Source organism: Streptomyces sp. NPDC058697 (assembly GCF_042715345.1).
GTDB lineage: Bacteria > Actinomycetota > Actinomycetes > Streptomycetales > Streptomycetaceae > Streptomyces > Streptomyces liliifuscus.
The window spans coordinates 302,627-314,523 of the sequence record NZ_JBHXSU010000010.1; the positions used below are offsets into that span (position 1 = coordinate 302,627).

General features: G+C 67.7%; 8 protein-coding genes and 1 pseudogene. 2 read left to right on the forward strand and 7 right to left on the reverse strand.

The genetic code is table 11. The annotated features are described in order from the left end of the window. The first annotated feature begins 250 nt into the window (after window positions 1–250). Window positions 251–445 carry a hypothetical protein gene (locus ACFWXQ_RS25075; RefSeq protein ID WP_383953644.1) on the forward strand — a complete coding sequence of 65 codons (195 nt, stop codon included), beginning with the start codon at window positions 251–253 and terminating at the stop codon, window positions 443–445. A 354-nt stretch (window positions 446–799) separates the two neighbouring features. Here ACFWXQ_RS25075 and ACFWXQ_RS25080 read toward each other — a convergent pair whose 3' ends face one another. The 4 genes from ACFWXQ_RS25080 to ACFWXQ_RS25095 all read right to left on the reverse strand — a co-directional run bounded on the left by ACFWXQ_RS25080 (window position 800) and on the right by ACFWXQ_RS25095 (window position 7,090). Beyond that, window positions 800–1,642: a serine peptidase gene (locus ACFWXQ_RS25080; protein WP_383953646.1), complete on the reverse strand. Its 843-nt coding sequence runs from the start codon at window positions 1,640–1,642 to the stop codon at window positions 800–802. Continuing rightward, window positions 1,639–1,899 (reverse strand): hypothetical protein, encoded by a 261-nt coding sequence (locus ACFWXQ_RS25085; protein WP_386269188.1) that lies wholly within the window; start codon window positions 1,897–1,899, stop codon window positions 1,639–1,641. Before ACFWXQ_RS25085 ends, ACFWXQ_RS25080 begins: the two co-directional genes overlap by 4 nt. Next, window positions 1,896–5,909 carry an AAA family ATPase gene (locus ACFWXQ_RS25090; protein ID WP_386269200.1) on the reverse strand — a complete coding sequence of 1,338 codons (4,014 nt, stop codon included), beginning with the start codon at window positions 5,907–5,909 and terminating at the stop codon, window positions 1,896–1,898. Before ACFWXQ_RS25090 ends, ACFWXQ_RS25085 begins: the two co-directional genes overlap by 4 nt. 395 nt (window positions 5,910–6,304) lie before the next feature. Next, the gene (locus ACFWXQ_RS25095; RefSeq protein ID WP_383948313.1) at window positions 6,305–7,090 is read right to left on the reverse strand and encodes a hypothetical protein; all 786 of its coding nucleotides are present in this window, start codon (window positions 7,088–7,090) and stop codon (window positions 6,305–6,307) included. Window positions 7,091–7,278: 188 nt separating this feature from the next. Between ACFWXQ_RS25095 and ACFWXQ_RS25100 the strand changes: the two genes are divergently transcribed. Continuing rightward, entirely contained in the window at window positions 7,279–10,125 is a 2,847-nt protein-coding gene (locus tag ACFWXQ_RS25100; protein ID WP_383948310.1) for an NACHT domain-containing protein, read from the forward strand. 183 nt (window positions 10,126–10,308) lie between these two features. Here the strand turns inward: ACFWXQ_RS25100 and ACFWXQ_RS25105 are convergent, their stop codons facing one another. The 3 genes and pseudogenes from ACFWXQ_RS25105 to ACFWXQ_RS25115 form a co-directional block, all read right to left on the reverse strand. Next, a complete protein-coding gene (locus ACFWXQ_RS25105) occupies window positions 10,309–10,626 on the reverse strand; it encodes a hypothetical protein (protein ID WP_383948307.1) in 318 nt (105 codons plus the stop codon). Beyond that, window positions 10,623–10,910, reverse strand: a complete 288-nt coding sequence (locus ACFWXQ_RS25110; protein ID WP_383948316.1) for a transposase — start codon at window positions 10,908–10,910, stop codon at window positions 10,623–10,625. Before ACFWXQ_RS25110 ends, ACFWXQ_RS25105 begins: the two co-directional genes overlap by 4 nt. 611 nt (window positions 10,911–11,521) lie before the next feature. Continuing rightward, window positions 11,522–11,842 (reverse strand): annotated as a pseudogene (locus ACFWXQ_RS25115) (transposase); the annotation flags it as partial. Window positions 11,843–11,897: the final 55 nt, after the last annotated feature.

An 11,897-nucleotide genomic window follows, 5' to 3' on the forward strand; every position in this document is an offset into this window, starting at 1 on the left:
ACTGAGAGTGCCGCAGATGTTGTGAGAACGCCTACGTGCCACCGCCGATGGCCGTCGAGATGGGGACCAGGTGGCCCCGAAGGAGGTCGTTTGCAGCCGCTGAGATCGAACGCGGTCCGTACGGGCTGTTCAGCGCAGAGGGTGCAGGGGCTCAAGGGGCCGGGATCCGGGGGAACGCGGACTTGGTCCGGCACGGCAGCAGCTGTCCGAGCGGTTGCACACGGTCGGTCTGGGTTGGCATCCCCTGCTGTTGCGGCTGCATGCCCAACTCTGCGCTCTGGACGCCGGCTACAAGGTCGAGGACCTCAAGGAGAAACTCGGCACGCTCCGTGTTCGCATCACCGTCCCGGAGCCACAGCGCCCCGAGGCGCGAGACGTTGTCCGGTCGGCCGAGGAACAGTCCGAGAACACCTGCGAGTTCTGCGGAGCAACCAGTCACCGCTGACGCCGCGGTGACGCTCCGTACGGCTGGATGAAGACGGTCTGCGATCCCTGCCACGCTGAAGTAGGTCCGCTACGCCATGTTGATCATCAATGGTGCCGTGCACCGCCGGGGCAACGACGCACATCCTGAGCTGCGCGCCGTGAGCCGAAGCGGACGCCCCCGGCGATCTCGCAGCCGCGGCAAGAGCCAGATGGGGGCATCGAAGTCACCCGGCAGTGGCCGTGGGCGGTCTTCCGGCAGCGGCCTGCGCTTTCGGCAACCATGAGGCATCACAGGACACGGCGGAGCCCAACTTCCGCACTTTGACGGCGAGTTCGTGTGCGGACCGGGGCGAGTTCGCCGGGCGCACGCCCATTAGCAGTGCGGAGCGATGGCGGCAGCAGTGAGACCGGATGCCAGATACATACCGAGGGTATGGAAGTCGGCCATCGCCATGTGAAGTTCCTGATGGGCGGTCACAGGGAAGCGGTCACCCAGGCGTCGGGGGAGAGCCACCAGATCGCCGGCGTCGGCGATGTTGGTCCAGGAAGTGACGTGCGGGGGGCACTGTCCGTGGCCTTCCACCGGTGCGGGATCGAGCGCATCGAAGACGGCGCCGGGCAGTCCGAGAGGCGAGCCCAGAGTGATGAAGGTGCTCACATCCAACTCCGGATGGGCGTGCAGGGCCTCGTAGGCGACGACGGATCCCAGCGAATGCGCTACGACGACATCGGCGCCGGATGCTTCCACCGCCTGGGCAACCTCTTGCCGGGCGGCGGCCCGTCGGGCCGGCGAGGACAGGTAGAGGTATACCTCGGGCAGGAATGCCACCGCGATGCGCGCGAGGGTCTGCGCGGCGATCCCGCGTCTGCGGGCGACCAGATCGATGGTCTGGCGCAGGGGCAGACCGCCCCAGGACTGGCCTTCCGCGGGCTGTGACGGCAAGCCGACGGCATGAAACCAGGCCAGTACTGCTTGCTGTTCTCCCGCGGTCAGACGGTCCAGATCATCATCCGCGCCCTGGCCCTCGGCGTTGTTGAGATGGTGGGCGTAGTAGGCCGCCGTGACCTGGGGCGGGGGCAGGTGCTCCAAGCATGCGTCCTTGTATCCGATGGCCAGCCTGTCACCCCACGTGGCGGCGAGGGTGTCCCGGGCCGCGTACGGGCTCAGACCGCGCTGGTAGTTGCGCACTCCGTGCACGACCACGATCCTGCTCATCGATCTCCCATCATGTCTTCCGCGCCTGGACGTTGGGCCAGGTCGGCCCAGGTGAAGAAAGCGACCCGTTCGCCGAACCCGGCGAAGACCCCGTCGTCGCAGACACTGACGTCGGCCAGCGTGTCGGGGAAGCTGGTCTCCGACAGCATCTCGCCATCGTTGGGGGCGTCCCACACCCGGATGCAGTCGTCCTCGCCGGACGTCACCAGCAGGGTGGAGCCTGTGGTGTGCACGAAGTCGACGGTGGCGGTGGTCACGTCGTGTGCCGGGAGACGGTCGAGTTCATCGCCCGTCTCCCGGCACACGACGTGATCACCTCGCCGTTCTCGGTGCCCACGGCCGCAACGTCCTGGCCCATCCACGGACCGGCTGCCACGCAGGTGATGGTCTCATCGAGTGTTGCCAGGATCCGTGGTCCCTCCGGCGGGGTGTGCACGGTCAGGCGCCCCCAGCGCCTGGCCAGGGAGCCGCTGGCGTAGGCGACGACGGTGATGTCCTGGCCGCTGCAGCGGCCATGGGTGTAGCAGGCCACCGGGAGCAGGTCGGTCTCGGCGAGCGCGGGCAGAGGCAAGGGAGCGGGCGCGACGTCGGGGTGCAGGACGAACAGGCCGGCGGTTTGCAGCGTGATGCCCGGGGCAGCGCCGGTCTCGGCGATGGACATGGCGTCTACGGTGTGATTCCAGGGGATGCGCTGTCGGCGCTGGCGGCTGGGGTCGGTGAGACGTATGACCTCGATGCCCCTTTCCCCGCGGGTTGAGTACGCCAGGGCGACGACACCCGTGCCGTCGAGGGTGCCCGCAGCAGCGGCAGTGATGCCGGGCAGGGCCCCCCACGTCACGACTGCGCCGGTTGAGGCATCCCAGACCAGGAAAACGCCAGAGAGACCCACGCTGACGGCAGGGACGCTGCCCTGGGGATCGACGCCGCCCACCGCGACGGCTGCGACGTCGCTGTCGTGGGTTTGGTAGGGAGTCAGCGCTGGCGTCGGGCTGTCCTGGCTGTGGGAAAGCAGCGTCGCGCCGTCCATGCCCACGGCGGCGACCTGATGGCGATCCGCCGCGAGCGCCAGGACACGTGCTTCCTCATCGATGTGCAGCGGGCAACTACTCGGGGCCTGAGGATCGTCCAGGCGGTGAACCCGGACCGCGGCGCTGGCGTCGGTGGAAATGAAGCAGGGCCGTTGGTCACGGTCGAACAGCACGGAGCCGGTCGGGGAGGCTCCGGCTCCGGCCAACAGCTCGTGTGAGCCGGCCCGGATGTCCCAGACACGTGCCCCGTCCTCGGCACTGGTCACCACGAATGGCCCACCGGGACCTTCCAAGACCTGCAGCAGGGTTACTGGTTGCGACCCGCCCCGGAGGGTGCGGTGCCGGCTGCCGTCCACGTTCCACACATGAAGTGCTCCATCGACCGCGCCCGCGATGACGGAAGGTGTGCCGTCGAGATGGCAGGGCGCCACTGCCGTGCAGTCGTATCCCGTGATGTCGAGCTCCGGCTCCCACAGGTCATCCACGCTGTCGTCTGTCTCCATGCCGCACAGCCAGCCTGCGAGCACATCCATGGATGCCATCCGCTTGCCGGACAGATCGTAGAGGGTGACCTCTCCACCACCGCAGGCCGCCACCATGGGCGCCCCGCGTAAGCGGCCGATGGCCACGGCCGTGATGGCGTGGCCGTCGGTCCGGATGTGGGTGTGCAGGGCCTGACTGTTGAGGTCCCACACGAACACCTGGCCATCGGAGGTGCTGGCTGCAATCAGCGGGCCGTCGGGCCCGTCGCCGCTGCACAGTGCGGTCAGCAGGCAGTCCGCCGCGAACTGAGGGAAGCGGCGCAAAGGGATGCACAGGCGGGCGTCCCAGACCTCCACGCCCTGCTCGTCGCCCAGGACCGCCAGCCAGCGGCCGGAGCAGTGCGTGAGCGTGGCGTGGCTGACGTCGTCTGGCGGGTAGGAATACCGCTCGGCTGTGCCCCAGCGGAACTCCAGGATCTGCGGCTGCAACGGCTGGGCCGACTCTTCCGCGAGGCCGTCCAGCGCCTCAACCAGCCATGTCTCGCCCCACACGGTCGCGGTGCGGCGCAGCCACTCACGCCGCTGCCACGGTTCATGCAGCGGCGACAGAGCAGTCTGGGCCATCAGCGCCGAGAACTGGGCCCGCACACTGCCCGGATCCATGTGCTCGAACAGCAGTTGGGGGTCGCAGTGGATCAGGAAGGACGCCGACAGCAGCAGTGCGTCCAGGGTTGCGGCCTCCTGGGCGTGCTGCGCCGCGTGCCGCAGCACATACGGCAGCGCCAGAGCGAAGCTGCGGGCAGCGAAATCACTGGGTCCCGGCACGGTGTCCAGCACCCGCGTGAAGATCTCACGGCGACTCACCCCGGCATGCGCCTGCCGCAGATGATCCACCAGACTCTGGTGATAGAAGCGGTACAGGTGACGGCCGTCGCTGTCGGTGCTGAAACGTAGGTAGAAGGCGGCCGCTCGCAGCGCGTCGCGGGTGTCGACGAGGTCCGGCGCGCCCACGCCGGGTGGGACAAATGCCTTGGCGACATGATGAACGACTTCGAGCGGCATGCCCTGGCCATAGCCGTGCGCCACCGCTGAGAGGACCGCCGACATGCACGGATGCTGACGCTCCAGCACATCCAGATGCAGGTCCAGCATGGCCGGCAGGTCCGCGGGAATCCGCTCGATGACCTCCGCCACCGGCCGTGCCACATCCTGGTGGACGAGATAGTGGGCGAACAGGGAGGCCAGCAGGAACCCACCGCTCTTGTGCTGCTCACCCAGCCGTGCAGCGACCGCCTCGGCCGTCTGCGTCCGCAGCGTCACCGCCCCAAGCCCGGTGTAGACGCGCGAGGTCTCCAAGACGTCACGCAGGTAATCGGACAGCTCGGCCGTGCGCTGCTTGAGAGGGATATCGTCAAGATCGAGCAGGTGAGAATGGTCCTCCATCTCGTCCAGCAGAGTGGAATACCGGTCCCACAACGGCCGCATCCCGATCAGCACCCGGCACAGCACCGGGTCCTTGACGGACGTGCCGGACTCGTCCGGGCGGCGCCGAGCACGGGCCAGCGGCAGCAGAACCTCGCTGACGAGCGCCATGTCCGACGCCGCCTCATCAAGGGCATCCACCAAGAGCATGACAGGCGTATCCCGCTGCACAGTGAGCCGCTCCACCACCGACCGGGCAGTCCAGCCCCTGCTCGGCTCCTCACCCAGGCCCAGCTGCGACGCCACCGACGAAAGCACCTCGCTGGGACCCCGCTGACGCGCATGCACCGCCGCCACACCCGGGTTGAGCTCCGGCCGGACATCGCGGGGGATCGCCGTGGCGATCTGCCGCGTCACCTCACGCAGCTGCGGATGAGCCAGACACGCCACCACCCCCAGCAGAGCCGACTTCCCCGAACCCGGACTGCCCGTCACCACCATCAACGACGGCTGACCGTCTTCCTCGAGCCACTGCTTGATCTGGCCCAGCTGTTCCTCGCGGCCAGTGAAGAAACACCCCTGAGCGATGTCCTGCTGCTGCGGCGCCCCGGCCGCGCGGGAAATGAAGTGCAACGGATCAAGAGCCGGATCGACGGCAGCGGCGAACTGCCACAGCCCCGTCTCCACCGCCTGCCGGAACCGGCCACCCGGCGTCTCCCGGTAGGACGGATTGGGCAGGAACGGCGGCACCTCCACGTGTGCGTCGGCATGAACCGTGCGCAGCACACTCTGCGCTGGAAGATCCTCGACCACGGCCGACCTCGCCAGCTCACGGTCGATCTCCCGCGCCAGTGTCTCCACCGGCACGTGCTGCAGCGCCGGTGACAGATCCAGCCGCCCTTCCCGCAGCCGCTCCACCACCAGGCCTGCCGCCGTGGTGAAGCGGGCCTGGTACGTCTTCTCGTCAGGCGCACACGCGGCGATGACCCAGGCCCGGCGCTCCTGTGCTCGGATGCCTTCCAGGGTCTGCTGCATCACCGTGCGGCCGGAGCCACACGCGTCCAACAGCAGCAGGAGCGGCGCCCCGCCCGGTTCGGATTCCACCTCCGTCAGCCACGTGCTGACCTGCGGTGCCGTCCACGCGATGTTGGAACTGTCGCAGTCCCGCGTGGCCAGGAACAGTGCGTGGTTTCCACTGCCCTCAACGCCGTGTCCAGCAAAGTGCACGATGAGGGTTTCGCCGTCGCCGCGGTCCCTCGCCGTCTGCCGTGCGCTGCGCCATACTTCGGCCAGCTCCCGGGCCTGAAGGTCGTGCACGGCGCCGCCGCCGAGCACGGTCAAGCCCGGAACCTTCGCCAGCTGCGCTGCCAAACCGTCCACGGCTGGTGCGACAGACGGCAGTTGCTCCAAGGCCCTGCGGAACCGGCAAGCCCTCTTCCCCGCTGCCCCCCTCGTTGTCGAAGGCGCCGATACCGACAACGAGCACCTGCGCCACAAGCCACCCCCGGTCCCTGCTGCCCCCTGCCGCCCATCCTAGAACCCATCATCACGGCCGGCGGGCCGTCTGACCGGGGGACTCGGAACAGCGCACCTGGGCAACTCGTCGCAGCGGGGTCCCGAGCGTGCCTTGGAGGACGGCAAGGTGCTCTCAGGAAGGTAGGAGAAACGACGGGCACGCACACCCGATCACATGCTTGGCGACCAACACCCCGATCGCCGCTCGAGCTCCGTCACCGGCTGCGAGCCTGGACGAGGACCGGATACGGGGCGCTGGCCTGGGTAACCTGCGCTTCGCACAACAGCCAAGACTGCAGCCGCCCAGCAGTGCGCCGCCCACCCTGACAGCAACCTCCTGCACGGACGGCATGCTGCTCATCCTTCGCCACGACCCCACGGTGGGCTGTGTAGGGATCGTGGAGGAGATCTGTTAGACCTGCACCGCGCAGACAGCGAACGTCACAGTCCTCGCCCGCGCCGCCCGCGCAGCACTCCGCCCCGGCGGTGCCTGGGGCTCGGCCGACCGTGCCGGGCGGGTTCTCTTCATCCGCCGCCACCGGCGAGGAGAACGCCGCTGTACCTGCCAGACGCCGGCGCCCCAGGCCGCAGTCACGCCCCGGCGACGCCCGAGAATCCAGGAACGCTGAGTGATCGTCAGGAGCTCGAGAGTGAAGGGTGAATCTTAAGGTTGGCGGATTGTGATTAGCCACCGCGGGAGTGACCGCACGTAGCCACAAGTCTGGGCCAACCGCCACCTCGTGATTGAGCGGGCCTTCCACTTCAAGGGAAGGCCCGTAGGCGCGGCTTCCGCGGGTGAACATGGTGTCGCCGACGTGCTGGAACGGTGCGCTGCCAACGTCGGGGTGGGCGTGTCCTTGGGCGGTGATCTCGTCGTGGTGGGCTTCGAAGTCCCAGGGGTGGCCCTGGTAGTAGATGTAATCCCCGCCGTCGTGTTCGGCGTGATCGGACAGCGGCATGGTGAAGACGTAGTTCATGCCGTCGAGATGCCGCGTGGCCATGGCCCTCTGGCTCTCAGGGCAGAACGCCTGAGGCATCCAGGAGCTGCTCCCCTGAGAGCGGTGCCGACCGTGAGGCGCTTCTGTAAGGATGTGAATCCGATCGCGGGAGGGCAACGGTGGAACCGGTAGTTGTGGGCAGTGTGGTCGGACGTGTGGCAGCGGCGTTCGTGACGAGGTCGTCGGCCCCGGTGACGGGAGATACCCCGCCACCGACCTGGTCGGAGGAGTCCGATGAGCGGGGTGGCCTTCTCCTCAAGGACGGCGCCGGCGAGGCGGTTGCTCTGCTGACCCAGGATCAGGTCGCCCAGGTGTCGCAGTTCGTTGAGCAGCCCGAGATCGTCGCCCTGTCGCAGTTTCTGTTTATCGCCAGGCTCGGCCTCAGATCCCGCCGGGAGCTGTCCGAACTTGAGCAGGAGTACGAGGAGACCTTCACGGCCCGGGCCGAGGACTTCTGCGACGAACACGGATACAGCTGGGCCGGGCTCGCCGGCGCGCTCTGGCAGCTGGCCATGGCCTACATGGAGAGCATCTTCCCGCTCGACGACAGCGTCACCGCGGCAATCGGCGCCGCTGACTTGGAGAAGGTCACCGCCTACATCGGAGCCGCACCTGAGGTGGCAGGCGGTGAGGCTCCTCCCAACGCCGCTTTCCGGGACATCGTCGACATCCTCGGGTCCTCGGCACGGGTGAAGCGGGCGCGGGAGGTGCTGGCGGACATCAGAGCCGCGTCGGAGCGCCGGTACGCCGAACTCAGCCTCGCCCACACCTTCAGTCACGCCAGCGAGACATCCCGCTTCGACCACGAAGTGCTGTATGTGCAGCGCAACCTGCGCAAGCGCGGTTCGGACGAGTTCCGCGACGACTCCTTCCTGGTCTCGCCTCTGAGTCGTCCGCGCTGTGTGGTCCTCGGGAACCCGGGTGTCGGCAAGAGCACCATGACGCAGAACCTTGTGCACCAGCTCTCACGCTCCGGTTCCGGCATCGCCTACGCGCCTCTCGTGGTGTCCTGCAAGGACGTTCCGGGCGCGGACGGGGCCGCGTACATACTGTCGGCGATCACCCGTGCCCTCCGCGAGAACCTGCAGCTGGAGGTGGCGGAGGAAGCCATCGGGGACCTGGCCACCCTCGGCCGCTCCTTCGTGATCTTCGACGGCATCGACGAGATCGTCGACGTCGGACGTCGCATGAACTTCGTACGGACCATCGAAGCTTTCGCGAACCGGTTCCCGCTCATCCCGATTCTCATCACGGCCCGCCGTGTCGGGTACAGCAAGGCGCCCTTCGACACTCGGCACTTCGACATCTACGAGCTGGACGACTTCTCCCTGGAGCAAGTGGGCCAGTACACAGAGAAGTGGTTCGCGGCCACGGGACGATCGGAGCAGGACCGCCTGGCATTCCTGCGGGAGACGGAAAACGTCCCCGACATCCGGACGAATCCCCTCATGCTCTCCCTGTTGTGCGCCCTGTACCGCGCCCGCGGATACATCCCGCGCAACCGCCGCACCGTGTACGAGGCCTGTGCCGATCTGCTGTTCCAGCGATGGGACGCCATGCGCCACATCGAGCAGCCGATGGACCACCGGCACTACGGAACCCGCCTGATGCAGGAACTCGCGCTCTTCTTCTACAAGAGCCAGACAGCCCAGGCCGGCGTGCAGGAAGGGCAGCTGAGAAAGCTGATCGCCACCTTCTTCACGGACACGGCCTCGGTCGACGAGGTCGACGCCCGCACCCGCGCACAGGACTTCCTGGACTTCTGTGCGGACCGGGCCTGGCTCCTGTCCTACCAGGGCACGGATTCCGTCGACCACCGGCTGTTCGGCTTCACGCACCGCACCTTCATGGAGTACTTCGCCGCGGAGGCCCTCGTGCGGCGGGCACGGACACTCGATGAGGTGGTCAAGGAGATGGTCCTCGCCTACGACCGGGACGCGAGCTCGGTACTGGCGGATGTGATCTTTCAGTGCGCCGACGACAAGTACGACGGCGGCGCACGCGACGTTGTCTTGAGCCTCATGGAGAGATCCAAGAACACCAGCCGCGAGGCCTCGGCGAAGTACCTCTCGCTGTGCCTGCGCGTCATGAACGCGGCTCCTCTTCCCCCTCAGTCGACCGATGCCATCTTCGACGCTCTCCTGGCCGCCTGGGACGCCGGCAGCCCCGAATCCAGCCGCGACACCGCAATGGCGGTGTTCGAACTCTCCCGAGACCCCCGGAACAGATTCATCGCCAAGCTCCACACCGACTCGCTCCACGCCACACAAGCCCTCGCCAGGTGGGCGCGCTTCTACTGGCGAGGAGAAGCCCTCATGTTCGATCCGCAGTGGGACCAGCAGATGTACGAAGTGGCCCTGGGACTGGACACCCCGCGTTCCCAGGATCCACCGGTCATGGCCTACCTGCTGCGCAACGCGTTGGTGGAGCCCGACCAGCTTCCCGCCGCTTGGGAGTGGGCTCTGGGATTCCAGGCATTCGGCAAAACGGTCCCGGGGCCGGTTGTCCTGGACATGGAAGAGCTCCTCGCTGAGACCGAGGAGCCGCACGGCGCAGGCAAGATCACAGCCGCCTTCGGCGCATCCACGCGAGCTGGCCTGCCACAGGTCGACGGCACCTTCCTCCGCACCGTCTTCGCGCGCATCGGTGAGGACACCACCGCCCTGGCGCCTGACAAGCTGGCCGAGGCGGCCCAGAACCATGACATCCGCGATGCCCTCATCTGGGCATGCTGCGCCCTGTTCGAAGTGACGACGCCCGCGTACCACCCCTTCCACAAACATGCCGGCTTCGTCCACGGGCAGCCGTGGTTCGACCGGGTGAGCAGCACACGGACCAACGGCCCCGGACGCACTGTCATTTCAGGAGCAGAACCCTTCAGCCGGAGAGAACTGCGCACGCTGCAAGAGTCCGGAGAGGTTCCGAGCTGGTTCGGCGACTGGTGCGCGGGGCAGAGGCCGCTGCTCACCACAGTGCAAAACCGACCGCAACCGGGCGTGGGCATCAGGCGCCCGATTCAGCCAAGGCCGAGGCAGTGACGCAGGAACCGGATACACGGTTGCTGAAACGTTGCGCGTCGGCGTAGCTGCAGAACCGCTGCCGATCGTCACCAGTCATCTCTTTTGGCACCCACAGGAACCCCGCCAACGCCTGGGCAGGGCAGGGCACGTTCAGGTCTGACTGCCCCGCCCGCCTGTCCGGCACACCGTCTGCCAGCGGCCTCATTCACGGGTATGCACCTCACCACAGACGATCATGATTCGACGTGCCGACCAGGCGCTGTGGCAGGCGCCGCACACGGCTTTGCGCCATCCTCCCGGCCGGTCATCGCGGGTGCGGATGCGGCCGGGGGCGCCGCAGAACTCACAGGTGCGCTCCGCCTCCGTCTCGGCGGAGGCGATCAGAGTCCGCAGAGCGTCACCGCTGCTCGCCGGCCTGTCCACGTAGACGCGCAGGCCGCCGAACTTCTCTTTGAGATGGCTGTGACGTTGTTCAGCGGGCTCTGGCACAGATCTTGGGGAGTGGTCGCAGAGCGTCACTGGAGCAGGATCATCTTGCGAAGCACTTCGAATCCGGCCCGTCCGTAGAGCTGCCTTTTGATCTTTTTCACCCTGTTCACGGCGCCTTCGGTACCGCCGGAGCTCCAGTGCACGGTGAGTCCGGCAATCACGGCTTCCAGGTCGGTGGTGAGTCCGTGAGCGAATCCGGTGATCGAGGGCAGCCGTGTGGCGCGGGCGGAGCTGATCCAGTCCGGCAGGTCAGCGCCGGTGCGTCGGGCGAGCATCTGGGCGAAGTCACGTACGAGTTCGTGGGTTTGATCCAGCTCGGGGCAGGCGTCGAGAACGGCCTTGAGCTGGGTCGTTTCCTCTTCGGTGAGGGTGGCGGGTTATCCAGCCGACGACGGGTCCGTACGGACGGCCCCGCGGCGGCCGGAGCGGGTGCGTCGGGCCATTCCAGGCGGCTGCGGGCCCAGTCCCGCAGGCTGCTGTAGGGCACCTGGTCACCACGGCCGGCGAGTTCTTCGCGCAGTTCCTTGATGGTGATCGTGCCACTGGTTTCGGCGATGCGTCGTTGCAGGTAGGGCTGGTGCACATCGAGGCGGCTGGGACGAGTTCGGCGTCCGGTGACCATGTCCTGCCAGCGGGCCGCCCGTGCGTACCGCTGGACGGTATGGCGTCCCCAGCCCAAGTGGCGGGCGATGGCCCGCAAGCCCATACCCTCACTCAACAGGCCGTGGACCAGGGCATGATGGGCCCGCATCCGCTCCGCTCGACGGCCGGTCGGCACCACGGTGAAGGGCAGCCCCGCTTCGCTGTCACCGGTCAGTGTGCCGGTGGCAGCACGGTCCGGTGGAGGGGCGGCGGTGCGCAGGCAGTCGCGATGCGCCGCGACGCACTTCTCGACGGCCTGGCCGAGGTTCTGAAGGATATGAAACCGGTCCGCGACTTGCAGTGCGTCCGGGGCACCGAGCGCGGCGCCCTCGGCATAAGCACCCGCACGGTCCCTGCAGATCACTTCTACTCCTGGATGTGCCCTCAGCCAGGCGGCCAGCGGTGCGGCTTCGCGTCCGGGCAGGACATCGATGGGGTTGTGCCGTTCGCCGTCCGTGATCACGGTGGCGTACGAGTGGCCGCGGCGGGTGGCGAAGTCGTCGACCCCAAGAACCCGCGGCGTGCTGAACTGCGGGTCCGGCAAAGCCATCACCCGGCGCAGGAGCGTCATCCGCCCGGCACCAAGGCCCAGTTGGGCCGCCATCCTCGCGCCGGCCCGTCCGGCCAGTGCGAGCCCGATACGCTCCAGGACGCGGTCG

Excerpts from the sequence above, each read along its gene's own strand:
- ACFWXQ_RS25095 (WP_383948313.1), bottom strand. The coding sequence starts at position 7,090 with ATGGCCACGCGGCATCTCGACGGCATGAACTACGTCTTCACCATGCCG.
- ACFWXQ_RS25080 (WP_383953646.1), bottom strand. The coding sequence starts at position 1,642 with ATGAGCAGGATCGTGGTCGTGCACGGAGTGCGCAACTACCAGCGCGGT.